This window comes from Streptomyces sp. NBC_00234, from assembly GCF_036195325.1.
Classification (GTDB): Bacteria; Actinomycetota; Actinomycetes; order Streptomycetales; family Streptomycetaceae; genus Streptomyces.
In genome coordinates this window covers 2,985,271-3,009,535 of sequence record NZ_CP108101.1, presented here as the reverse complement: position 1 = coordinate 3,009,535, position 24,265 = coordinate 2,985,271, and the positions used below count along the sequence as shown (strand labels likewise).

At 70.6% G+C, this 24,265-nt stretch carries 16 protein-coding genes; 11 read left to right on the top strand and 5 right to left on the bottom strand.

Annotation, left to right across the window (positions count from 1 at the left end):
- Window positions 1-12 precede the first annotated feature (12 nt).
- The 3 genes from OG230_RS13040 to OG230_RS13030 form a co-directional block, all read right to left on the bottom strand.
- Window positions 13-3,768 carry a S8 family serine peptidase gene (locus tag OG230_RS13040; RefSeq protein WP_328910356.1) on the bottom strand — a complete coding sequence of 1,252 codons (3,756 nt, stop codon included), beginning with the start codon at window positions 3,766-3,768 and terminating at the stop codon, window positions 13-15.
- 301 nt (window positions 3,769-4,069) lie between these two features.
- A complete protein-coding gene (locus tag OG230_RS13035) occupies window positions 4,070-5,068 on the bottom strand; it encodes a helix-turn-helix domain-containing protein (protein WP_328910355.1) in 999 nt (332 codons plus the stop codon).
- A gap of 132 nt (window positions 5,069-5,200) precedes the next feature.
- The gene (locus tag OG230_RS13030) at window positions 5,201-6,208 is read right to left on the bottom strand and encodes an SEC-C domain-containing protein (RefSeq protein WP_328910354.1); all 1,008 of its coding nucleotides are present in this window, start codon (window positions 6,206-6,208) and stop codon (window positions 5,201-5,203) included.
- A gap of 98 nt (window positions 6,209-6,306) precedes the next feature.
- Between OG230_RS13030 and OG230_RS13025 the strand changes: the two genes are divergently transcribed.
- From OG230_RS13025 to OG230_RS12995, 7 genes are all read left to right on the top strand, one after another.
- Window positions 6,307-7,107: a class E sortase gene (locus OG230_RS13025; RefSeq protein ID WP_443051545.1), complete on the top strand. Its 801-nt coding sequence runs from the start codon at window positions 6,307-6,309 to the stop codon at window positions 7,105-7,107.
- Between the two features lie 29 nt (window positions 7,108-7,136).
- Complete coding sequence (locus OG230_RS13020; protein ID WP_328910353.1) at window positions 7,137-7,334, top strand: DUF3311 domain-containing protein; 198 nt, start codon at window positions 7,137-7,139, stop codon at window positions 7,332-7,334.
- On the top strand, window positions 7,331-8,824 hold the full coding sequence (locus OG230_RS13015) for a sodium:solute symporter family protein (RefSeq protein ID WP_328911387.1): 1,494 nt from the start codon (window positions 7,331-7,333) through the stop codon (window positions 8,822-8,824). The genes OG230_RS13020 and OG230_RS13015 overlap by 4 nt, the downstream gene beginning before the upstream one ends.
- Window positions 8,825-9,002: 178 nt before the next feature.
- Complete coding sequence (locus OG230_RS13010) at window positions 9,003-11,189, top strand: discoidin domain-containing protein (protein WP_328910352.1); 2,187 nt, start codon at window positions 9,003-9,005, stop codon at window positions 11,187-11,189.
- Between the two features lie 69 nt (window positions 11,190-11,258).
- A complete protein-coding gene (locus OG230_RS13005) occupies window positions 11,259-13,412 on the top strand; it encodes a discoidin domain-containing protein (protein WP_328910351.1) in 2,154 nt (717 codons plus the stop codon).
- Window positions 13,413-13,449: 37 nt separating this feature from the next.
- Window positions 13,450-14,538, top strand: coding sequence for a DUF1996 domain-containing protein (locus OG230_RS13000; RefSeq protein ID WP_328910350.1), 1,089 nt, complete (start codon window positions 13,450-13,452; stop codon window positions 14,536-14,538).
- A gap of 89 nt (window positions 14,539-14,627) precedes the next feature.
- Complete coding sequence (locus OG230_RS12995) at window positions 14,628-17,060, top strand: glycoside hydrolase family 3 C-terminal domain-containing protein (RefSeq protein WP_328910349.1); 2,433 nt, start codon at window positions 14,628-14,630, stop codon at window positions 17,058-17,060.
- 45 nt (window positions 17,061-17,105) lie between these two features.
- Here the strand turns inward: OG230_RS12995 and OG230_RS12990 are convergent, their stop codons facing one another.
- Window positions 17,106-18,428, bottom strand: a complete 1,323-nt coding sequence (locus OG230_RS12990) for an ROK family transcriptional regulator (protein ID WP_328910348.1) — start codon at window positions 18,426-18,428, stop codon at window positions 17,106-17,108.
- Between the two features lie 187 nt (window positions 18,429-18,615).
- Here OG230_RS12990 and OG230_RS12985 point away from each other — a divergent pair, with 187 nt between their 5' ends.
- Genes OG230_RS12985 through OG230_RS12970 form a run of 4 tightly spaced genes read left to right on the top strand, consistent with a single transcriptional unit; the run spans window position 18,616 to window position 23,220 of the window.
- Window positions 18,616-19,932, top strand: coding sequence for an ABC transporter substrate-binding protein (locus OG230_RS12985; RefSeq protein WP_328910347.1), 1,317 nt, complete (start codon window positions 18,616-18,618; stop codon window positions 19,930-19,932).
- Window positions 19,933-19,946: 14 nt separating this feature from the next.
- The gene (locus tag OG230_RS12980; RefSeq protein ID WP_328910346.1) at window positions 19,947-20,942 is read left to right on the top strand and encodes a carbohydrate ABC transporter permease; all 996 of its coding nucleotides are present in this window, start codon (window positions 19,947-19,949) and stop codon (window positions 20,940-20,942) included.
- 28 nt (window positions 20,943-20,970) lie between these two features.
- A complete protein-coding gene (locus OG230_RS12975) occupies window positions 20,971-21,810 on the top strand; it encodes a carbohydrate ABC transporter permease (protein WP_328911386.1) in 840 nt (279 codons plus the stop codon).
- Window positions 21,811-21,864: 54 nt separating this feature from the next.
- Window positions 21,865-23,220: a GH1 family beta-glucosidase gene (locus OG230_RS12970; RefSeq protein WP_328910345.1), complete on the top strand. Its 1,356-nt coding sequence runs from the start codon at window positions 21,865-21,867 to the stop codon at window positions 23,218-23,220.
- A gap of 8 nt (window positions 23,221-23,228) precedes the next feature.
- On the opposite strand, the gene OG230_RS12965 is transcribed toward OG230_RS12970, so the two are convergent.
- The gene (locus tag OG230_RS12965; protein ID WP_328910344.1) at window positions 23,229-24,248 is read right to left on the bottom strand and encodes a LacI family DNA-binding transcriptional regulator; all 1,020 of its coding nucleotides are present in this window, start codon (window positions 24,246-24,248) and stop codon (window positions 23,229-23,231) included.
- Between the last annotated feature and the right edge of the window lie 17 nt (window positions 24,249-24,265).

Below are 24,265 nucleotides of genomic sequence, written 5' to 3'. Positions count from 1 at the left end.
GCCTTCAGGACCTCACTTGAGGGCGTAGGCCCGGGTGATGGTCTGGACGGTGCGGCTGCCCGCGGAGTCCCATGCCTCGGTCCTGAGGGTCACGAAACCGTTGGTGTCCGCCAACTTGGGGTGCCACAGCAGCGCCTGGAAGGAGCTGTCGTCCTTGCGCAGCATCGCGGCGGACTTCCAGGTGGCGCCGTCGTCGTAGGAGACGGAGACCTTGGCACCTGCCACCTTGGTGGAGCCGGCCCAGCCCTTGGGGCGTCCCGCGTCCACGGTGAACGTGTACGGCAGGCCGGCCCGTGCCTGGTTGAGCACGTTCAGTGGCAGGTCGTAGTCGAGCAGGATCACGGGCATGGACTCGCAGAGCTTGGGCGTGGGAATGAACGCCGTGTCGCAGTCCTTGATGGCCATGGTGGTCGGTGCCGCCTGGCTGAAGTTCCACTCGGTTCGTATCTGACGGCCCAGGGTGACGCCCGGGACGTCCGTGGTCAGCTTCTGGTCGAGGACGTACCGGTAGTCCGCCTTCTCCTGCGCCAACTGGCCGAAGCCGGTGATCGGCTGCCCGTCGCGGTAGAAGCTCCAGGTGGCGGTCAGACCCGACATGGTGTGGGTGGGATCGTTGTCCGCACCACTGTTGCCGGGCAGTTTCTGCCAGACGTCGCTGCGGCAGAACGCACAGGGGCCGAACTCGTACGGGGACAGGCGCAGTGGCCCGGCGAACCAGCTCCGGGTGTAGGACTTGCCCGGGGTGCTGAAGGTGGCGCGCAGGTCGCCCATCCGCCAGGCATTGGACTGGAAATTGGCAGTCGTGAACGACTGGTACGACACTCCGGTACCCGCGAGGAAGTAGTCGTCGCGGGTGGTGCCCTGGTAGAGGGGCTGGCCGACGGAGCCGGCGGTCGCCTGCAGCGGGCCCCAGACGTTCACGTACTCGGCGCCCAGGCGCCGGGCGCCGTCGGAGTGGAACGTGTTGGTGACCTTGGCGAAGTCCTGGACGTCGACGGTCTTGGCCAGGTCGGCGGGGATCCGGTCGTCGGTGAAGTGCGGGTTGTAGGTGTAGCCCGACTCCAGGACGCCCTTCAGGGCGATCCGGACCGTGTCCTTGGCCAGCAAAGCCTTGAGGGTTGCGGCGTTGTCGTACGTGGCGTGGGCGACCGGGATGGTCTGTCCGGCGGGGACGCCGCTCCCGCTCGGCCCGGGGTCGGCAGGGGCCACGATCATCGCGACGGCTCCGGCAGCCGCTGCCCTGGTGGCCTGGCCGTCGGCCTTGGTGACGTCGGCCACGGAGACCAGAACGGTCCTGCCATTGACGTCAGCACCGGCGAAGTCCTGCTCGGTACCGGCGCCCAGGTCGACCAGCTCGGTGCGCTTGGTGCCCTCGAAGCGCTTCGCGTTCACCGAGGACTTCAGCGGAATGGTCGCGTGCCCGGGGGCCGTCACCTCCAGCTGGACCAGCGGTTCGCGCCGGGCCAGGGAGGTCTCCAGGCGCAGCGCGCCGGTGGTGGCGGCGGCACTGGGGATGGCGCCTTGCCTGAGGTCGGCGAGGTTGAGCAGGTTGCCGATGCCGGAGAAGTTCGAGTAACCGCCTGCGGTGCCGGGGTCACGGACGATGAACGTGGTCACCTGACCGTTCTCCAGGGGCCGTTTCTCACCCTTGACGTTCACGCTGAGGTCAGTTGCGGTGGTGCCGTCGACGGTGAGGGTCTGGTCCCGGTCACTCACCTCGATGTTCGGCACGGCGAAGAGGTCGGCCGCGTAGGAGATCGCGCCGCCGGTGGGTGCCGCGGAGTAGACCGAGCCCTCGATGGAGTACGTGCCGAGCGGCACCGACAGGGTGGCGGTGCCGTTGGCGTACAGGGTCTGGGTCTGCCAGACGGTGTTGTCCACGCCGTGCAGGGTGAACTTGAGCGCGCTGGGCGTCTTGCCGAAGCGGTCGGTGACGTTCAGCGTCACGTCGTGCTGCTCGACGGCGGTGACGAAGCCGAGCGCGGCATGCACCGACTCACCGGTGGCGGCTGTGGCGTTGACGGATCCGCTGTACCGGCTGGTCTTCAGTCCGTTCGGGTCAAGGGTGACGGTGACCTCTGCGGTGGAGCCGGCCGGGACGGTGACCCGGCCGTCGGACAGGCCCGCTCCCGAGAGGGCCAGCGTGCCGGCGGGGACCTCGGCGCCGCTCGCGTCCTTGACCGACGCGGCCAGGGTCACGACGGTGTCGCTCGTGGTGTTGTTGCGGAGCGTGAGAGTGCGGGTCCGCTTCTCGTACGTGCCCTTCTGCCACGGGATCACGCGGAAGTCGGCCGTACCGGACAGCTCCAGCGACGGGTCGAGCGCGGCGGGGATGTCGACCCGGCCGTAGCCCTGCTGGTAGACGGTCTGCTCGGCGGCCGACCTGGCGTGGGTGGTCAGGGCCTCCTTGATGTGCTGACCGGTCCAGTCGGGGTGTCGCTGCTTGAGGATCGCGGCGGCGCCGGCCACGTGCGGGGTGGCCATCGAGGTGCCGTTGGCCGAGGTGTAGTTGGCGTCCACGGGGGTGCCCATGGTGGTGCCGGCCGCGCGGGCGGCGACGATGGCCACACCCGGGGCGGTGATCTCGGGCTTCATCGCCATGTCTCCGAGCCGCGGGCCGCGGCTGGAGAAGTCGGCGAGCGCATCGGACTTGTCGACGGCGCCGACGGTGAGGGCCGCGTCGGCGGCGCCGGGGGTACCGAGGGTCGACTCGCCCTTCCTGCCGTCGTTGCCTGCCGCGATGACGAACAGGGCGTTCGAGGAGGCACTGAGCGAGTTGACCGCATTGGTCATGACGTCCTCGCCGGGGGTGTCGGTGCCGCCGAGGCTCATGCTGACGACGTCGGCGCCCTGCGCGACCGCCCACTCCATGCCGGCCAGGATGCTGGAGTCCAGGCCCTGCCCACTGTTGCTGAGCACCTTGCCGATCAGCAGGTCGGCGCCCGGGGCCACGCCCTTGTACGCGCCGCCGGCGTTGGCGCCGCTGCCCGCGACGGTGGCCGCGACGTGGGTGCCGTGGCCGTGGCCGTCCTGGACGGTCTGGCCGTTGACGAAGCTCTGGCTGGCAACGATGTCAGACGTGATGTCGGCGTTGTTCAGGTCGGCGCCGGTGTCCAGGACGGCGACCTTCACGCCCTTGCCGTCGTACCCCTTGGCCCATGCCTCCGGGGCACCGATCTGCGGCACGCTCTTGTCCAGCAGGACCTTCGCCCGGCCGTCGTACCAGACCTTGGCCACTCCGGCGGTGCCGGGAACGACGCTGCTGTCGCCACTACGGGTGAGCGAGGTGGTGGGCTTGACCGCCCGCCAGAAGCCCTTCGCGCCGTCCTTGTCGACCTGGACGGCGGACAGGCCCAGCTTCGGCAGAACGCGCTGGGTGTCACTGCCCGGCAGATCTTCGGCTTTCTGCTTCAGGGCGCCGGCGGCAGGCGTGCCCCGGAAGTCGACGATCGCCGGGACCTCGTCGGTCTTCGCGTCGCCGTAGCCGTCCCTGATCATCCGGCTGATGTTGAACAGCTCGCGGTCCACCGTGTCCGAGGCGATCGCGGCCGTCGTGTCGTCCGGATAGACGTACAGGTCGCCGTTCCGCCCGCTCGTGGTCTCGAACGTCTTGGACGTCCCGGCCGCGGAAAGGATGTTGACCGACTGCCGGCCGTCCCTCTCGGTGGTCAGCGCCACGGTGTCCCCGGTGATCAGGGTCAGCGTCGACGTGGTCGTTGTCTTCTTCTCGGTCGTGGGCTGCACGAGGGCGCCGCTCTGCGGGGTCACCGCAGCAGCTGCTACCGGTAGCTGACTCGTGAGTGACAGGGCGACCGCCACTGCCACTCCGCTGACGGCGGCGGTTCGCAGCCGTCTCTCGCGGAATACGTACATCGGGTTCCTTTCGCACGCTCAACAGGCAGGCGCGCCAAAGGGATTGACCCGTGGACAGGGATGGTGGTGACCAGCCGAAACGTCCGTACGATGCCGCGCCGACCGGAACCTAACCGGCGGGTCACGACGGGAGCCATAGGAGCCGTGGCGCACTTGCGCCACATGGCGCTTTGTTGCCACGAGCCGATGCGGCGGCTCAGATCGCCTGGGGTCCGGTGGCCGGAACGGGAGCATCCGTGATCCAGCCCAGCCGGGCCGTCTGCCATCCCAGCTGCATCCGGCTGGAGACGCCGGCCCGGGTCATGAGGCTGTGCACCCGTCGGTTCACCGTCCGCTTGCCCAGCCCGAGCTGACGTGCGATCGCATCGTCGGTGAGTCCCGAGAGCAGGAGGGTCAGCAGCTGGGCGTCCGAGGGCGTGAGAGGTCCCTGATCGGAGACGGGGTCCAGCGGCAGTGCGGATGCCCACACCATCTCGAAGAGGGTGAGCAGAGCGTCGAGGAGCGGTCCGGGGTGGATCAGGACGGTCACGCCGGGTACCTCCGACGCTTCGGCCCGCATCGACAGCAGTGCCGTGGATCTGTCGACGACGACCAGCTTGACGGGGACCTGGTTGAGCACGCGAGCTCGCTCGCCGGCGTCGACGTACTGCTGGATCTCCTGGAGGGCGCCGGCTTCCGTCACGGCCAGACGGTCGTACACGGTCCGGTACGTGACCCCGGCCGTCAGCTGGTCGAGCTCGGCGGCGTTGAGTCCGTCGGACAGCACGTAGGGCGGCGCGTCGAACCTCAGCACCTGCTTGCGGGCGTTGCGCTGGATCTGCTCGTACCGCAGTGCCAGAGTCTCGTCGGGAACGATCTCGGCGAACTCCTCCAGGGCGACAGGGCCCGACGTGGCCGCCTGCCGGTATTCCTTGGTGAGCCGGTTCAGCACGCCCCGGGCGGTCCGCAGCTGGTTCATCCGCAACAGCAGCAGCTCCTCACCGGCGATGTCGGGCGGGGAGGGGATCAGCTGCGCGGGCTGCTCGTCGGTGAGCGTCACCAGTCCCTTGGCCACGAGTCCCTGGGCCGCTTCGTCCGTCTGCGCATCGCTCAGGTGGAGCCGCTGCCGCACCTGGTCGGTACGGATGCGCCCCGACCTGACCAGCAATTGGTACAACTGCGACTCGGCCGTGCTCAGCCCCAGCGTCTCCAGCATGTAAGCCCTTCCCCTCGCGGACCAGCAGAGGGTACCGGGGCGCCGGACGGCCGGGCCGACGGAGACAACAGGTGAGAAGGCGCGGGGGTCACGACAGGTCGTGACCCCCGCGCCGTCCCCGAGCACGCCCCCTCACGCGACCCCGTGGCACTCCCGGTACGCCCGCTCCGAGCCGCACCAGCACGCGGCACTGCGCGCCGGTGGCCACGGGATCGCGCGGCCCCGGGCCGCGAGGGTCGTGGCGTACTGGGGGAGCAGGTTCGGATCGGCCGGGGACGCGGCCTCCGAGGCGGCGAACGCCTCGTACGAGGGGACCGTGCCCGCGACGATGCCGAGGTTCGGCGTGCCCCCCGCGTGCAGGTCCCGCAGCGCCGCCTCCAGGCGGGCCAGGTGCTCGGTGTGGGTGGTGTACTCCTCGGCCAGCGCCGGGTAGGCACCGAGCAGTTCGGCCAGCTCGGCTTCCGGCCAGTGCAGGACCGCCACCGGGAACGGGCGGGACAAGGCCGCCCGGTAGGTGCCCAGTTCGGCGCGGAGGCGGGTGATCTCGGCCTTCAGCTCGCCCGGGTCGGAGGAGCCGAGGGACCACAGGCGCTTGGGGTCGTGGAGTTCGTCGAGCGGGACGTTCGCCGTGCTCAGGGCGTCGGCCAGTTCGTCCCAGGCGTCGTGGGCGAGACCCATCAGCCTGCGGACGCGATGGCGGCCGGTCAGCAGGGACTGCGTGGCGTACGGGACTTCCTCGCCCGGTGCCAGGAGCAGCGTCAGCGCGGTCTGGAGGAAGTCGTGGGCCGCCTCCAGCTCGTCGTGGGCTTCGAGGGTCCCGGCGACGATCTCCCACGGGGCCGCCTGGAGCGGGCCGGCCACGCGGATGCCGTCGATGATCGCGCGGGCCTCGGCCTCGTGTCCGTACTCCCAGAGATTGGCCGCTTTGAGCGCTTTGACCAGGTACGGGTGGTCGGCCTCCGTGGCGGGTGCGCTGAGCAGTTCGTCGTAGAGGGTGGTGGCGCGGGCGCGGTCGCCGGCGAGTTCCAGATGGGCCGCTGCCTGGAGGAACAGCGGTTCGTGGTCCTCGGGGTACTGCGCCGCGGTGCGCAGCAGGCGCTCGGCTTCGGTGATGTGGTCGGCAGGCGTGTCGGGGCGCATGGACCACACGGTACTGCCGTAGGGGTGCTTGGGGAGAGAGCCCGACGGTGGCGTGGGAGACGACACATGCCTGGCGGGTTACGGGGATTCCCCCTATCGTGCGGGCCGTGCGGGAGCGGATACCTGTGGTGGTGCAGCGGAACTCGCCGGGCCGGCGGGTCGCTGTGCGGAGCCTGTGGACGGGTGCCGAACTGGTGGTGACGCTCGGCGTCGTGCTGCTGCTCCTCGTCGCGCACCAGCTGTGGTGGACCAACCGGCAGGCCCGCGACGGCGCGGAGCGCCAGGTGAGGGCCCTCCAGCGGGGCTGGGAGCAGGGTCCCGCGGAGGCGCCCGACACCCCGGCCCCGGAGGCGGGCCCGGCCGACGAGGAGGGGCAGGCGGAGGGGGACGGGGCGGAATCCGGGCGCCCGGCTCCGGGGCGTACCGCCGCCCCCGCGGCTCCCCGCTGGGACCAGGCGTACGCCGTCCTGCGCATCCCGCGGCTTGGCCTCACCGCACCCGTCGCCCAGGGCATCAGCAAGCGCGGCGTCCTGGACAAGGGGTACGTCGGTCACTACCCGCGCACCGCGCAGCCGGGGCAGCCGGGCAATTTCGCCGTCGCGGGACACCGCAACACCCACGGCGAGCCCTTCCGCCGTATCGACCGCCTGCGGAGCGGTGACCGGATCACCGTCGAGACCAGGGAAGCCGTCTACACGTACACCGTCGGCAAGACCCTCGCGCAGACCTCGGCCTCCGACAGCGGGGTGATCGCCGCGGTGCCGCGCAGCAATGTGCGCACGTCCGTCGGATACAGCGCGCCGGGGTACTACCTGACGCTGACGACCTGCACGCCCGAGTTCACCTCCCGGTACCGCCTGATCGTGTGGGGCACGCTGACCGCGATGCGTCCGAGGTAGCCGAACGGGCCGGGGGTAGCGTCCCTGACGTGCGTGGATTCATTGGACGACGTCCTCAGTTGCTGTGGTTGCTGGTTCCCTATGTGCTCTATCTGGTGGCGGTGCCGTTCGTGAACAGGGTCCGGCCCCTCGTGTTCGGGGTGCCGTTCCTGTTCGTGTGGATGCTCGGGGCGACGCTCCTGACACCCGTCGCGGTGTGGCTGACCCGGCGGGCGGACCGCCGGTGAACGCGGTGGTCGCGACCTCCGTCTTCGGGGTCTTCATGGTGGCGACCGTCGCCCTGGGCCTGCTCGCCGTGCGCGGGCGCGGCGGCTCGGGCGGGCTCACGGAGTGGTCGGTCGGCGGGCGCAGTCTCGGGGCCGTGTTCATCTGGGTGCTGATGGCCGGCGAGGGCTACACCAGCTTCAGCTACCTGGGGGCGGCGGGCTGGGGATACAACTACGGGGCGCCCGTCCTGTACGTGATCGCGTACATGTCCTGCGGTTACGCGATCGGGTACGTCGTCGGGCCGATGCTCTGGGCGTACGCGCGCCGGCACGGGCTCGTCGGGATCACCGACATCGTGGCGCACCGGTTCGGGCGGCCCTGGCTGGGCGCGGTGGTCGCGGTGCTCGCGACCGTGTTCCTGCTGCCGTACATCCAGCTCCAGATCACGGGCATGGGTGTCGTCGTCTCGACCATCTCGTACGGTGCGATCAGCCTGAACTGGGCCTATTTCCTCGCCTTCGCCGTCACCACCGGCTTCGTGGTGGTCAGCGGGCTGCGGGGCAGTGCGTGGGTGTCGGTGCTGAAGGACGTGCTGGTCATCGTGACGCTCGGGTTCCTCGCGGTGTATGTGCCCATGCACTACTTCGACGGGGTCGGGCCGTTCTTCGACCGGCTCGTCACGGAGAAGAGCGAGTGGCTGACCTTCCCCGGGCACGGGGACAGCGGGCTCGGGGAGCTCTGGTTCGTCAGCACGTCGTTCCTCAACTCGCTGACCGTGGTGATCTTCCCGACGACCGTCGCCGGATACCTCGGGGCGCGGAACGCGGACGCGCTGCGGCGCAACGCGATGTGGCTGCCCGCGTACAACGTCCTGCTGTTCGTGCCGATGCTGCTCGGGATGGCGGCGTTGTTCGTGGTGCCGGGACTGGTCGGCGCCGAGTCGAATCTCGCGCTCTTCGAGCTGGTCGTGGATTCGCTGCCGGCCTGGGCGGTCGGGTTCGTGGGGGTCGCCGCCGCTCTCTCGTCGATCGTGCCGATGGCCGTGTTCATGCTGGTCATCGGCACGATGTGGGGGCGCAGTGTGCTCTCGCTCGTCCCGCGCTGGTACCCACGGCAGAAGGTGGCGGCCCAGGTGGTCGTCGTGGCGGCGGGAGGCTTCGCGCTGCTTCTCACGTACACGGCGCCGAACACCCTCGTACGGCTCTCGCTCATCTCGTACGAGGGGATGGCGCAGCTCCTTCCCATGGTGCTGCTCGCGCTGGTGTGGCGGCGGCTGACCTTCCTCGGCGCGTTCAGCGGGCTGGTGACCGGTGTGGCCGCGGTCTGCGTGCTCGTCTTCACCGGCAACGACCCCGTGTGGGGTGTCAACGCGGGGCTCGTGGCGCTCGCGGCGAATCTGACGGTGGCGCTGGTGGTGACGTTCGCGGGGGCCCGCGACGCGGACGCGCGGCCGGACGCGGAAGTACTGGCGTGGGACGGGGAGGGGGTCGCGGCGGAGCGGGTGGTGTGACCGGGGAGGTCGTCGGGGGCGCCCTCCGCACGGGGCCGGGGTGAGTGTCCCACCCAGATGTTGCGTCTTAATGAAAGACGAAAGAAAAGTCCGGTCGGGGTTATTGACCGTGCGAACGGGGGCGGGCAAGGTTCCGGAGAGCGCTCTCCCATTCAGCCTTGTTCCAAGGAGACCCCCCATGCCCGCACTTGGCATACGTGTGGCCGCACCACCCCGAAGAACTGCTCGCCGAGGCATCGCAGGCGCCGTTGTCGGCGCCCTGGTCGGCACCCTTCTCGTGCTCCTTCCCGCCTCGGCCGCCCAGGCGGCGCCGGTGCTCCTGTCCCAGGGGAAGGCGGTGACGGCGTCGAGCGAGGAGAACTACGGCACCCTCGCCGCCTCCGCCGTCGACGGCAACGGCGGCACCCGCTGGTCCAGTGCCCACTCCGACCCGCAGTGGCTCCGCGTCGACCTCGGCGCGACCACCCAGGTCAGCCAGGTCGTCCTCGACTGGGAGGCCGCGTACGGCAAGGGCTACCGCATCGAGCTCTCGACCAACGGCACCGACTGGTCGACGGCCTACCAGACCACCACCGGCGACGGCGGCACGGACACCGTCGCCATCACCGGCGAGGCCCGCTACATCCGGATGTACGGCACCGCGCGTGCCACCCAGTACGGCTACTCGCTCTGGGAGTTCAAGGTGTACGGGGAGAGCGGCACCGGCGGTCCGCAGCTGCCCGGCGGCGGTGACCTCGGCCCCAACGTGCACGTCTTCGACCCGTCCACGCCCGGCATCCAGGGCAAGCTGGACGAGGTGTTCCAGCAGCAGGAGTCGGCGCAGTTCGGCAACGGCCGCCACGCCTTCCTCTTCAAGCCGGGCACGTACAACAACCTCAACGCCCAGATCGGCTTCTACACCTCGATCGCCGGTCTCGGTCTCAAGCCCGACGACACCACCATCAACGGTGACGTGACCGTCGACGCCGGCTGGTTCAACGGCAACGCCACCCAGAACTTCTGGCGCTCCGCCGAGAACCTGGCCCTCAACCCGGTCAGCGGCACCGACCGCTGGGCCGTCTCGCAGGCATCGTCCTTCCGCCGCATGCACGTCAAGGGCGGGCTCAACCTCGCGCCGAACGGCTACGGCTGGGCCTCCGGCGGCTACATCGCCGACTCCAAGATCGACGGTCAGATCGGCAACTACTCGCAGCAGCAGTGGTACACCCGTGACAGCTCGATCGGCGGCTGGTCCAACGGCGTCTGGAACCAGACCTTCTCCGGCGTCGAGGGCGCCCCGGCGACCGGCTTCCCGAACCCGACGTACACCACCCTCCAGAACACCCCGATCTCCCGTGAGAAGCCGTTCCTCTACCTGGACGGCAGCACCTACAAGGTCTTCGTCCCGGCGAAGCGCGAGAACGCCCGCGGCGTCTCCTGGAACGGCACCCCGCAGGGCACCTCGATCGGCCTGGACCAGTTCTACGTCGTCAAGCCCGGTGCGACCGCGGCCACCATCAACCAGGCGCTGGCCCAGGGCCTGCACCTGCTCTTCACCCCCGGCGTCTACCACGTCGACCAGACCATCAACGTCAACCGTGCCGACACGGTCGTCCTCGGCCTCGGCCTCGCGACGATCATTCCCGACGGCGGGGTGACCGCGATGAAGGTCGCCGACGTCGACGGAGTGAAGCTCGCCGGCTTCCTCATCGACGCCGGACCGGTCAACTCCCCGACCCTGCTGGAGCTCGGCCCGCAGAGCTCCTCCGCGGACCACGCCGCCAACCCCACCACCGTCCAGGACGTCTACGTCCGCGTCGGCGGCGCGGGGGCCGGCAAGGCCACCACGTCGATCGTCGTCAACAGCGACGACGCGATCATCGACCACACCTGGGTCTGGCGCGCCGACCACGGTGAGGGCGTCGGCTGGGAGACCAACCGCGCCGACTACGGGGTGCGGGTGTACGGCGACGACGTGCTGGCCACCGGCCTGTTCGTCGAGCACTTCAACAAGTACGACGTCGAGTGGTACGGCGAGCGCGGCCGGACGGTCTTCTACCAGAACGAGAAGGCGTACGACGCGCCCAACCAGGCCGCCATCCAGAACGGCGACACCAAGGGGTACGCGGCCTACCGGGTCGACGACTCGGTGAACGTCCACGAGGGCTGGGGCCTGGGCAGCTACTGCAACTACAACGTCGACCCGAACATCAGGCAGGACCACGGCTTCAAGGCCCCGGTCAAGCCCGGCGTGAAGTTCCACAGCCTGCTGGTCGTCTCCCTCGGCGGGATGGGCCACTACAACCACGTCATCAACAACACCGGGGCGTCGACGGTCCCGGCGGGCACGACGACGGTCCCGTCCAACCTCGTCTCCTTCCCCTGATCCCCCCCGGGTGGCCGCCCCCACCGGGGCGGCCACCCCTTCCCCCCACCACCATCCCCAGGAGCCGCCATGCTCTCCCTGCGCAGACCCGCTCTCACGCTCACGCTCGCCGCGCTGCTCGCCACCTCGCTGACGGTCGTCGCCCAGCCCTCCACGGCACAGGCCGCCGACCCGCTCCTCTCCCAGGGCAAGCCCGCCACCGCCTCCTCGTCGGAGGGCGAGGGCTACTCCGCCGCGCTGGCCGTCGACGGCAACCTCACCGGCACCCGCTGGGCCAGCCAGTGGTCCGACCCCCAGTGGATCCAGATCGACCTCGGCAAGAAGGCCGACCTCAGCAGGGTCGTGCTGACCTGGGAGGGCGCCTACGCCAAGGCGTACGAGATCCAGGTCTCGGACAACGGCACCACGTGGACCACCGCCAAGAAGGTCACCGACTCCGACGGAGCCACCGACGACCTCGCCCTCACCGGCTCCGGCCGCTACGTCCGGATGCTCGGCACCACGCGCTCCGGCGGCTACGGCTACTCGCTCTGGGAGTTCCAGGTCTACGGCGCCTACGGCGACACCCCGCCGCCCGCGAGCGGCGGTGCGGTCAAGGTGACCGGGACCCAGGGCGCCTGGCAGCTCACCGTCGGCGGACAGCCGTACACCGTCAAGGGTCTGACCTGGGGTCCGGCCATCGCCGACGCCCCCCGGTATCTGCCCGACGTGCGGTCGATGGGCGTCAACACCATCCGCACCTGGGGCACGGACGCCGGCACCAAGCCGCTCCTCGACTCGGCCGCCGCGAACGGCCTCCGTGTCGTCAACGGCTTCTGGCTCCAGCCGGGCGGCGGCCCGGGCAGCGGCGGCTGCGCGAACTACGTCACCGACACCGCGTACAAGGCGACCATGCTCGACGAGTTCGCCAAGTGGGTCGACGCGTACAAGAGCCACCCCGCGACCCTCATGTGGAACGTCGGCAACGAGTCGGTCCTCGGTCTCCAGAACTGCTACAGCGGTACGGAACTGGAGGCGCAGCGCAACGCGTACACCTCCTTCGTCAACGACGTCGCGAAGAAGATCCACACGATCGACCCGGACCACCCGGTCACCTCGACCGACGCCTGGACCGGCGCCTGGCCCTACTACAAGCGCAACGCCCCGGACCTCGACCTGTACTCGATGAACTCCTACGGAGACATCTGCGGAGTGCGGCAGGACTGGATCGACGGCGGCTACACCAAGCCCTACCTGATCACCGAGGCCGGCCCGGCCGGTGAGTGGGAGGTGCCCGACGACGCGAACGGCGTCCCCGACGAGCAGACCGACGTGCAGAAGGCCGCGGGATACACCCAGGCGTGGAACTGCGTCACCGGCCACCAGGGAGTCGCCCTGGGTGCGACGCTCTTCCACTACGGGACCGAACACGACTTCGGCGGCGTCTGGTTCAACCTGGTGCCCGACGGTCTGAAGCGGCTGTCGTACTACGCCGTCAAGAAGGCGTACGCCGGATCGACGGCCGGCGACAACACCCCGCCGGTGATCTCGGGCATGACCGTCTCGCCTGCCTCCTCCGCCCCGGCGGGAGGGGAGTTCACCGTGCGCGCCGACACCCGTGACCCGGACGGCGACCAGATCACGTACAAGATCTTCCTGAGCGGCAACTACGCGAGCGGCGACAAGCGGCTCGTCGAGGCCCAGTGGCGGTCGACGGGCAACGGCACCTTCGCCGTCACGGCGCCCGAGAAGCTCGGCGTGTGGAAGGTGTACATCCAGGCCGAGGACGGTCGTGGCAACGCCGGGATCGAGACCAAGTCGGTCAAGGTCGTCGCGCCGCCCGTCACCGGCACCAACGTGGCCCTGAACAAGCCCACCACCGCCTCGTCCTTCCAGGCGGAGTACGGCGACTGCCCCTGCCCCGCCGCCCGTGCGACGGACGGCAACACCGACACCCGCTGGGCCAGCGACTGGAGCGATCCGCAGTGGATCCAGGTCGACCTCGGCGCCCGTACGGCCTTCCGGAAGCTGCAGCTGGTGTGGGACCCCGCCTACGCCAAGTCCTACGAGGTGCAGGTCTCGGACGACGGCACCACCTGGCGCTCCCTCCACACGACCACCACGGGCAACGGCGACGTCGACACCCTCGACGTCTCCGCGACCGCCCGCCATGTGCGCCTCCAGCTGACCGCACGCGGTACCGGCTGGGGCTACTCCCTCCACGAGTTCGGTGTCTACAGCTGAGGCACCCCCACCCGACCGAAAGGCTGGAGAACCTCCCATGAGATTACGTACGAAACGTCTTCCCGCACTCCTCCTCGGCACCGCACTCGTCGCCGGAGTCCTGGGCGTCGGCACGATCGCGACCGCCGCCGACCCGGGCAACGCCGCGGGCGGGCGGACGAGCGCGACGGCCGCGGTCCACTCCGGGCACACCATGGCGGTGTCCACCCAGGCATCGGGTGACGACGCCGACGGGGACGGCTACATACCGGCCGTGCCCCAGGTCACCGGCGTGACACCGTCCACGGCGAACCCGCCGCCGCGCTACTTCCACGAGTTCCAGGCGAACTGTTCCGTCACGCACACCGCGCCGGACGACCCGATCGTCTATCCGGGTCAGGCGGGGCGGTCCCACGACCACACGTTCATGGGGAACAGGTCCACGAACGCGAACAGCACCACCGACTCGCTCTACGGGGGCGGCACCACCTGCAAGGCCCCCGGTGACGCCTCGGCGTACTGGATGCCCTCCCTCTTCAAGGGCGAGCAGAAGATCCTGCCCATCGGACCGCAGGTCATCTACTACAAGACGGGCGTCACCGACTACACCAGCGTGCGGCCCTTCCCCAAGGGCCTGCGGTTCGTGGTCGGCAACCCGATGCAGAGCGCGCAGGAGTTCCGCGACCACCCCGGCTGGGTCGAGGGCTGGGAGTGCGGGGAGAGCTTCAAGAACGTCGACTTCCCGTCGAACTGTCCCGCCGGTTCGCAGCTGAACCTCCGTATGCAGGCGCCCAGTTGCTGGAACGGTCTGTATCTGGACACCCCCGACCACAAGAGCCACATGGCCTATCCGGAGGTCAAGGCCGGCACGAACGACGACGTGTGCCCGGCCAGCCATCCGGTCGCCCTGCCCATGGTCGAGTTCAAGATGGCCTTCCCGGCGGACGGCGACATGTCGCAGGTCAGGCTGGCCAGCGGACGCGGCTACTCCTTCCACTACGACTTCTTCAACGCGTGGGAGGAGCGCACCCTCAAGGCCATGGTCGACCACTGCATCGTGGGCGGCCTCCAGTGCGACCCCCGCGGCTACGACCAGTCGTACCCGGAGCGCGGCGCGGTACTGAACGCGGAGTACCGGCTGCCCTGACCAGGTAAGGGCCTGTCCGTGCCCGGCCGTTCCCTCCCCCTCACCGGAGGAGGGGGCGGCCGGGTCCTTCGTATCCGAGACGGAGTGGAATGACTGACGAGACGCTCGACGGGCTCATCGGCCGGCTGGACCTGGCCCGCAAGGTGCGCCTGCTCACCGGTGCGACGACCTGGCGGACCGCCGCCGACGAGGAGGCGGGGCTGCGGGAGCTGGTGATGTCCGACGGACCCGCCGGGGTACGGGGCGAGGCGTGGGACGAGCGGCGCACCTCGGCCCTGCTGCCCTCGGCCTCCGCGCTCGGCGCCCTGTGGGACGAGGAACTGGTCGGGGAACTGGGCGCGTTGCTCGCCGCCGAAGCGGTCCGCAAGGGGGTCGACGTGGTGCTGGCCCCCACCCTCAATCTGCACCGCTCCCCGCTCGGCGGCCGGCACTTCGAGTGCTTCTCCGAGGATCCCGAGCTGACCGGCCGTATCGGCGCGGCACTGATCCGGGGCATCCAGGCCCGGGGAGTGGCCGCCACGGCGAAGCACTTCGTGGCCAACGACTCCGAGACCGACCGTCTCACCGTCGACGTCCGGGTGTCCGAGCGCGTGCTCCGGGAGGTGTACCTCGCCCCGTTCGAAGCGGCGGTCGAGGCCGGGGTGTGGCTGGTGATGGCCGGCTACAACGCCGTCAACGGCACGACCATGACGGCCGGGGAGCTGCTCGCGGAGCCGCTCAAGGGGGAGTGGGGCTTCGACGGGGCCGTCGTCTCGGACTGGGGCGCCGTACGGTCCACCGGGACGACGGCCCGCGCCGCGCTCGACCTCGCGATGCCGGGGCCCGGGGGCCCCTGGGGCGCGTCCCTGGTCCGCGCGGTGAAGGACGGGCTCGTCCCCGAGGCCGCCGTCGACGACAAGGTGCGGCGCCTGCTGCGGCTCGCGGACCGCGTCGGGGCGCTCGGCCCGCACCGCCGCCGCGCCACGGCGGTCGCGGGAGCACGTGACAGCCGGGCGCTGCTGCGCCGCGCGGTGGCCGCCGGATCGGTGCTGCTGAGCAACCGCGCGGTCCTTCCGCTGGACCCCGCCGCGCTGTCGGGCGTCGCCGTCATCGGGGTGCACGCCGCCTCCCCCCGCACCCAGGGCGGTGGCAGCGCGGGCGTCTTCCCCTCCGGCGTGGTCACCCCGCTCGACGGCATCCGCGCCCGGCTGCGCGGCCGTGCCCGGGTGGTGCACGTCCCCGGCCCCTCGCTGGGCGTCCCGCCCGCTCCGCTGGACACCGTCCGGTGCGTGGACCCGAGGTCGGGGGAGCCCGGGGTCCTGCTGCGGGTCCTGGACGCTTCGGGCGAGGAGCTGTACGCGGAACGCCGCCTGTCGGGGCGCCAGTTGGAGCCGGAGGAGGTGCCGGGGGCGCATACCGTGGAGATCGGTGCGCTGCTGCGCCCGCAGGGTGCGGGGGAGTGGACGTTCGGCGTGGGCGGCTTCGGCCGGATGTCACTCGCGGTGGACGGACGGACGCTCCTGGACGGGGAGTTCCCCCGGCTGACGGACGACCCGGCCGTCGTCCATGTGAACCCGCCCGTCCACACCGTACGGGTCCCCCTGGACTCCACCCGGCCCGTCCACCTGGTCGCCCGCCGCGAGCTGGTCCCGGGGAGCGGGCGGGCCACGGTCCTCGCCGCGTCGCCACCGGAGCCGGACGCGGCGGCCTCCCTCGCCGCGGCGGCCCGCGCGGCCCGCGACGCGGACGCCGCGATCGTGGTCGTCGGCACCACCGAGCACAGCGAGACCGAGGGCTACGACCGGACCGGACTGGCCCTGGGCGGTCATCAGGACGCTCTCGTACGCGCGGTGGCCGCCGCCAACCCGCGCACCGTGGTGGTCGTCAACAGCGGGGGCCCCGTCGAGCTGCCGTGGCGGGACGAGGCGGGCGCGGTGCTGCTCACCTGGTTCCCGGGCCAGGAGGGCGGTGCGGGAATCGCCGACGTCCTGTTCGGAGTCGCCGAACCGGGCGGCCGGCTCCCCACCACCTGGGCGGCCCGGCTGTCCGACGCACCCGTCACCGGCGTGCAGCCGTCGGACGGCCGCCTGGTCTACGCGGAAGGTCTCCACATCGGTCACCGGGCCTGGCTGCGCGCGGAGCGGGAGCCGGCCTACTGGTTCGGCCACGGACTCGGGTACACCAGCTGGGAGTTCGAGGCGCTGGAGGTGCCGGACGCGGTGGAGCGGGGAGCCGCGTTCACCGTGCGCGTCCGGCTGCGCAACACGGGGGCGCGGCCCGGGCGCGAGGTGGTGCAGGTCTATCTGGCGCGCCCGGGGTCCGCGGTCGAGCGGCCCGTGCGCTGGTTCGCCGGGTACACGGCCGTGCACGCGGCCCCGGGGCGGACGGCGACCGCGGAGGTGGAGGTGCCGGCCCGCGCGCTGCGGCACTGGTGCCCGGAGACCGGGGCCTGGTCCGTGGAGTCGGGACCGTACCGGGTCATGGCCGGACGGTCGGCCGGGGACCTCCGCCAGGAGGGGACGGTCACGGTCGCCGGGCCGTGACGGGCGGGGCCGCCCACGGCGCGGCTGCGGGCGGCGGCCCGGCGCTCAGTGCGCCGCCCGCTGCTGGAGGGTCGCCTGCCAGGCGGGGGCCGGTTCCTCGGGACCGGTCTCCTGCGCACGGCCGCCGCGCGCGAAGAAGTCGGCGAGCGGCAGGATCGCCGCCCCGACGGTGACGGCGTCAGGGCCCAGGGTGCCGAGGTCGATGCGGACGTGGGAGGCCGGGTAGGACAGCGCGTACGAGGTGGCGTGGGTCCGTACGGACTCCAGGAAGCGCGCACCGAGCTGGAGGCCCGCCCAGCCGCCGACGAGAATCCGCTCGGGCTGGAACAGGTTGATGAGGTCGGAGAAGCCCGCGCCGAGGTACTCGGCGGTCTCGTCCAGGACGGCCAGCGCCGTGGCGTCGGCCTCGGGCACCGTGCCCCCGGCGTCCGCGCCGGGGTAGGCGGCGGCGAGCATCGCGGTCAGTGCCGTCTCCTCGTCCGCGCCCTCGGGCGGGCGTCCGCCCGCCTCCGCCCAGCGCTGGAGGAGCGCCTCGGCTCCCGCGTACGCCTCCAGGCAGCCCTGGGCCCCGCAACGGCAGCGGCGTCCACGGACCCGTACCGTCAGATGCCCCCACTCCACGGCCCGGCCCGGCCGCATGGAGTCGGAGACCACGCAGGCGCCGACGCCGGAGCCGAAGAGCACGACCACCGCGCTCTGCGCGCCCCGGCCTGCGCCGAACCACATCTCGGCCTGGCCGAGCGTCTTGGCGCCGTTGTCGATGTAGTACGGAACGGTCTCGGGCAGCAGCCCGGACTCGCGCAGCAGGCGTTCCAGCGGCACGGCGTCCCAGCCGATGGTCTGGCCGTGCACGACGGCCCCGTCCTCGGGGGTGCGCGCGACGATGCCGGGCACGCCGATGCCGACCCCGAGGAGCCGCTCGGCGGGAATGTCCGCCCGCTCCAGGACCTCGGCGATGCCGTCGAGGAGATGGCCGACGACGACACCGACGTCGTAGCGGGTGTTGCGGCCGACACGGTCGCCCGTGAGGGGCTTCTCCACCCGGGCGAGCTCGGTGAGGGCGAGGTCGAAGAGCTCGATCCGTACCCGGGTCTCCCCGACGTCGACGCCGATCATGTACCCGCAGCGCGGGCTGATCCGTACCAGGATGCGCGGACGTCCGCCGCCGGAGTCGACGCTGCCGGCCTCCTCCACGAGCCCTTCCGCGACCAGCTCCGCCACCACGTTGCTGACCGAGCCGGAGCTGAGTCCGGTGGCCGGACCGAGCGAGAAGCGGCTCAGGGGCCCGTCGAAATACAACCGTTGCAGAACGGCGGTGCGGTTTTCCCGCCGCAGGTCACGCACCGTACGGCCACTGCGCACTTTCACCCTGCCCCCTCTTCCTGAAGTTCCTACCCGCAACCTACAGGTGCCAAGACCCTTGACGCGACCTTCGCTTGAGGTTTAACTCACATCCTAAATTAAGTCGTGGGGGCATTCAGGGTCCGAACGCGGGGCGCTGCTCCGACCCATCTCCCCGGCGACACCCGCCACTTCCTGAAAGGCCCCTGTCGTCATGCGCAGAAGCCGAGCCGCGGCCGTCGGTGCCGTCACTCTCTCGCTCGTACTCACCGCGGCTGCCTGTGGCGGCGGATCGTCCGGTGGGGGCGGGTCCAACGAGCAGCCCAAGACCCTCACCTACTGGGCCTCCAACCAGGGTGCCAGCCTCGAAGTCGACAAGAAGGTCCTCCAGCCCGAACTCGACAAGTTCGAGAAGGAGACCGGCATCAAGGTGAAGCTGGAGGTGGTGCCGTGGGGGGACCTGCTCAACCGCATCCTCACCGCGACCACCTCGGGCCAGGGCCCGGACGTCCTCAACATCGGCAACACCTGGAGCGCCTCGCTCCAGGCCAGTGGCGCGCTGCTGCCCTGGGACGCGAAGAACTTCGACGCGATCGGTGGAAAGGACCGCTTCGTCGAGTCCGCCCTCGGCTCGACGGGCGTCCAGGGCCAGGACCCCGCGGCCGTCCCGCTCTACTCCATGGCGTACGCCCTCTACTACAACAAGAAGATGTTCGAGGACGCGGGCATAGCCGAGCCGCCCGCGACCTGGGACGAGGTGGCCAAGACCGGCAAGCTGCTGGCCAAGGACGGCAAGGGGGGCCTCGGCGCGGAGGGATCGAACCTCTCCAACAACATCCACCAGGTCTTCGTCCTCGGCAAGCAGCACGGCGCCGACTTCTTCACCCCCGACGGCAAGGCGGATTTCACCTCCGACGGAGCCGTCGCCGCCGTCAAGCAGTACGTCGACCTGATGGCCAAGGACAAGATCATCGCGCCCGGCAACGCCGAGTACGCGCAGAACCAGTCCCTGAGCGACTTCGCCACCGACAAGACCGCGATGGTGCTCTGGCAGACCGCCTCCGCGACCTTCAAGGCCCAGGGCATGAACGAGGACGAGTGGGGGGTCGCGCCGGCGCCGGTGCAGTCCGGCGCGCCCGGCGAGGGCACCGCCACCAACTCCATGGTGGCCGGCATCAACATGGCCGTCTTCAAGAACACCAAGAACACCGACGGCGCCATGAAGTTCGTGAAGTTCATGACCGGTGACGAGGAGCAGACGATCCTCAACAAGGCGTACGGCTCGATCCCGCCGGTCAAGGCCGCCCAGGAGGACCCGGCGTTCAACGGACCGGCCCTCTCGGTCCTCAGGGAGACTCTCGCCACCAGCGCCGCCGCGCTGCCCCAGGTCCCCGAGGAGTCGCAGTTCGAGACGGTCGTCGGTACCGCGGTCAAGGAGCTCTTCGCCGACGCCGCCGCCGGCCGCCCGGTGACCGGGGCATCGGTCAAGGCCAAGCTCGAAAAGGCCCAGCAGCAGATGCCCAAGAAGTGAGTGCAGACACCACCATGACCACCACCGTTGCCCCCGGCACGGGTGCGCGGACAGCACCGAAGGACCAGCCCGGAGCGGAGCCCCGCAGGCGCCGCTCCGGGCGGCTGCGCCGCATCGGCCTGCCCTACCTGCTGCTGCTTCCCGCCGTCCTGCTGGAACTCCTCGTCCACATCGTGCCGATGGCGATCGGCATCGTCGTCAGCTTCAGGGAACTCACCCAGTTCTACATCCGCGACTGGACCACCGCGCCCTGGGCCGGGCTGGACAACTACGCGCTCGCGGTCGACTTCGACGCCCCCGTGGGGGAGGCGCTGCTGAAGTCCTTCGTCACCACCTGTGTGTTCACCCTGATCTCGGTCGCCCTGTGCTGGCTGATCGGCACCGCCGCCGCGGTCTTCATGCAGGAGAACTTCCGGGGCAGGGGCTTCCTGCGCACCCTGTTCCTCGTGCCGTACGCGCTGCCGGTCTACGCGGCGGTCATCACCTGGGCGTTCATGTTCCAGCGGGACAACGGCCTGATCAACCACGTGATCCACGACCAGCTGGGGCTCACCGACAGCCCGCCGTTCTGGCTGATCGGCGAGAACAGCTTCGTCACCCTGCTCGTCGTGGCGGTGTGGAAGGGCTGGCCCTTCGCCTTCCTCATCATGATGGCCGGGCTGCAGAACATCCCCCGGGAGATCTACGAGGCCGCCGCCCTCGACGGGGCCGGCGTGTGGCAGCAGATCCGCCGCATCACGCTGCCCTCGCTGCGGCCCGTCAACCAGGTCCTGATCCTCGTCCTGTTCCTGTGGACCTTCAACGACTTCAACACGCCGTTCGTGCTCTTCGGCAAGGCGGCGCCCGAGTCGGCGGACCTGATCTCGATCCACATCTACCAGTCCTCGTTCCAGACCTGGAACTTCGGTACGGGCTCCGCCATGTCGGTCCTGCTGCTCCTGTTCCTGCTGGTCGTCACGGGGCTCTACCTCCTCCTCACCTCACGGGGAAGGAAGGCCACCGATGTCTAGCCACTCCCGGCAGCGGTCCCGCTCACCCATGGCACCGCCGCAGTCGTTCCTGTGGAGCCGGCGGATCTTCCTGTCGCTCCTCACGCTGTTCGTGGTGCTTCCGGTGTTCGTGATGGTGTCCAGCTCGCTCAAGCCGCTCCAGGACGTCTCGGGGAAGTTCCAGTGGGTCCCCTCGGGGCTCACGGTGCGCCCGTACTTCGACATCTGGGAAACCGTCCCGCTCGCCGACTACTTCGTGAACTCGCTGGTCGTGGCCGGTTCCGCGACGGTTCTGTCCGTGGTCATCGCCGTCTTCGCGGCCTACGCCGTCAGCCGCTACAGCTTCCGCGGCAAGCGCGTCTTCACCGTGACCGTGCTCTCCACCCAGATGTTCCCGGGCATCCTCTTCCTGCTGCCGCTCTTCCTCATCTACGTCAACATCGGCAACGCCACCGGCATCGCGCTCTTCGGATCACGGGCCGGGCTCATCCTCACGTACCTCACCTTCTCCCTGCCGTTCTCCATCTGGATGCTGATCGGGTACTTCGACTCCGTACCCCGGGATCTCGACGAGGCGGCCAAGGTCGACGGATGCGGGCCGCTCGGGGCGCTCTTCCGGGTCATCGTGCCCGCCGCGATCCCCGGCATCGTCGCCGTCGCCGTCTACGCGTTCATGACCGCCTGGGGCGAGGTGCTCTTCGCCTCCGTCATGACCAACGACGCCACGCGGACCCTCGCCGTCGGCCTCCAGGGCTACTCCACCCAGAACGACGTGTACTGGAACCAGATCATGGCCGCCTCCCTGGTCGTGAGCGTGCCCGTCGTCGCCGGATTCCTTCTCCTCCAGCGCTACCTCGTCACCGGCCTCACCGCCGGCGCCGTCAAGTAGCCCAGCGGTCCCGTGACCCTGCCCTCCCGACCGAACAACCCAGAGAGGTCCTCCGTGTCCGCTCCCATCGACCTTGCCGCCTTTCCCCGCGACTTCGCCTGGGGCACCGCCACGTCCGCCTACCAGATCGAGGGCGCCGTCACGGCCGACGGCCGCGGCCCCTCCATCTGGGACACGTTCTCCCACACCCCCGGGAAGATCGACAACGGCGACCACGGCGACGAAGCCTGCGACCACTACCACCGGTGGCCCGAGGACATCTCCCTGATGAAGCGGCTCGGCACCGACGCCTACCGCCTCTCCCTCGCCTGGCCCCGGATCGTCCCCGGCGGCGACGGCCCGGTCAACGCCGCCGGACTCGACTTCTACGACCGCCTCGTCGACGGACTGCTCGACGCCGGCATCACCCCGTCCGTCACCGTCTACCACTGGGACCTTCCCCAGGCGCTCCAGGACCGGGGCGGCTGGGCGGAGCGCGAGACGGCCGAGCACTTCGCCGCGTACGCCTCCGTCGTGGCCGAGCGCCTCGGCGACCGCGTCACCCAGTGGGCCACCCTCAACGAGCCGCTCTGCTCCGCCTGGATCGGCCACCTCGAAGGCCGGATGGCACCGGGCCTGAGCGACCTCACGACCGCCGTCCGGGCCTCCTACCACCTGCTGCTCGGCCACGGTCTCGCCACGCAGGCGATCCGCGCGGCGGCCCCCGGCGCGCAGATCGGCCTCGTGACCAACCACTCGACCGTGGCCGCCGCCTCCACCCGCTCCGAGGACATCGCCGCGGCCGTCCGCATGGACGGGCACACCAACCGCTGGTGGCTGGACCCGGTGTACGGCAGGGGCTTCCCCGCCGACATGCGTGAGCTGTACGGGGTCGACCTGCCCGAGCGCCCCGGCGACCTGGACACGATCGCCGCGCCCCTCGACTGGCACGGTCTCAACTACTACTTCCCCGCGACCGTCGTCGACGACCCCGAGGGACCCGTCCCGTACGCCCGGGAGGTCCGCCTGCCGGACGTCCCGCGCTCCGGACTGGACTGGCAGATCGACGCCGACGGCCTGGAGGCGCTGCTGATGCGCCTCACGGACGACTACGGCCTGAGCCGGATCTACGTCACCGAGAACGGCTCGGCCTTCCCGGACACCCGGGGCCCCGACGGCGCCGTCCACGACCCCGAGCGGACCCGGTACCTGGAACAGCACGTGGCCGCCTGCGCCCGCGCCGTCCGCAAGGGGGCGCCGCTGGCCGGCTACTACGCCTGGTCCCTGCTCGACAACTTCGAGTGGGCCTACGGCTACGACCCGCGCTTCGGACTCGTCCACGTCGACTACCCGACGCAGACCCGCACCATCAAGAGCAGCGGACACCGGTACGCGGAGATCATCAGCGCCCACCGGCAGGCGCACGGCTGACGGGCGGGTCAGGCGGATTCGCGGACGATCAGTTCCGGTTCGAACATCGTGGAGGCGGGCTCCGTGCGGACGCCCTGGACGTGCTCCTCCAGCAGCTGGGCCATGGTCGCCGCCATCCGCTCCACGGGCTGCCGGACCGTCGTCAGCGGCGGCCGGCACGTCACGGCGATGCTCGAATCGTCGAACCCGATGACGGCCACGTCCTGCGGGATGCGCCTGCCCTGCTCGCGCAGGACCTGGCAGGCTCCCTGGGCCATCAGGTCGTTGGCGGCGAACACTCCGTCGATGTCCGGGTGCTCCTCCAGCAGCCGGGTCATCGCCACCGCACCGCTGTCGAGGGTGAACGTGCCCTCGGCGACCGGCGGGCGGTGCAGGCCCGCGCGGGCCAGGGTGTCGCGGAAGCCGTCGAGCCGGGCGCGGGCGGCCGGGATGTCCTGCGGGGCGCGGATCGTGGCGATCCGGCGGCACCCCCTGGTCAGCAGGTGCTCGGCCGCCAGCCGGGCCCCCGCGTAGTGGTCCAGGTCGACGTGGCTGACCGGCTGGGGCAGCTCCGGGCGGGCGAAGAGGACGATGGGGACCCCGGCCGAGACCAGCAGGTGCGGCAGCGGATCGGCGGCCTGGATGGAGACCACCAGCGCGCCGTCCGCGCCGCCCTGGCGCAGATAGTCGACCGCCTGTCCCCGGGCCTGCTCGGACTCGGCGAACATGAGCACCGGGTGCGTGCCGTTGGCCCGCAGGTGTCCCAGGACACCGCTGACCACCCGGCCGAAGAACGGGTCGGCGAAGACCCGGGCGGCGAACGCGTCCCCGGCCCCGGAGACGATGAGCGCGACGGTTCCGGCGCGCCGGGTGACCAGGGCCCTGGCCGCCCGGTTGGGGGCGTATCCCGTCCGGTCGATCGCGTGGCGGACCAGATCCTGGATGCCGGGGTCGACGTTGCGTACCCCGTTCACGACCCGGGACACCGTCGCCCGGGACACCCCCGCCTCCCGCGCCACGTCTTCGAGCGTCGGGATCTGTCTGCTCATGGCACGAACCCTAACCC

What these genes read in the sequence shown, in the direction of transcription:
- OG230_RS13010 (WP_328910352.1), top strand. Translation starts at nt 9,003, where the DNA reads ATGCCCGCACTTGGCATACGTGTGGCCGCACCACCCCGAAGAACTGCT.
- OG230_RS12975 (WP_328911386.1), top strand. Translation starts at nt 20,971, where the DNA reads ATGGCACCGCCGCAGTCGTTCCTGTGGAGCCGGCGGATCTTCCTGTCG.
- OG230_RS13030 (WP_328910354.1), bottom strand. Translation starts at nt 6,208, where the DNA reads ATGCGCCCCGACACGCCTGCCGACCACATCACCGAAGCCGAGCGCCTG.
- OG230_RS13000 (WP_328910350.1), top strand. Translation starts at nt 13,450, where the DNA reads ATGAGATTACGTACGAAACGTCTTCCCGCACTCCTCCTCGGCACCGCA.
- OG230_RS13035 (WP_328910355.1), bottom strand. Translation starts at nt 5,068, where the DNA reads ATGCTGGAGACGCTGGGGCTGAGCACGGCCGAGTCGCAGTTGTACCAA.
- OG230_RS13005 (WP_328910351.1), top strand. Translation starts at nt 11,259, where the DNA reads ATGCTCTCCCTGCGCAGACCCGCTCTCACGCTCACGCTCGCCGCGCTG.
- OG230_RS12965 (WP_328910344.1), bottom strand. Translation starts at nt 24,248, where the DNA reads ATGAGCAGACAGATCCCGACGCTCGAAGACGTGGCGCGGGAGGCGGGG.
- OG230_RS12980 (WP_328910346.1), top strand. Translation starts at nt 19,947, where the DNA reads ATGACCACCACCGTTGCCCCCGGCACGGGTGCGCGGACAGCACCGAAG.
- OG230_RS12985 (WP_328910347.1), top strand. Translation starts at nt 18,616, where the DNA reads ATGCGCAGAAGCCGAGCCGCGGCCGTCGGTGCCGTCACTCTCTCGCTC.
- OG230_RS12995 (WP_328910349.1), top strand. Translation starts at nt 14,628, where the DNA reads ATGACTGACGAGACGCTCGACGGGCTCATCGGCCGGCTGGACCTGGCC.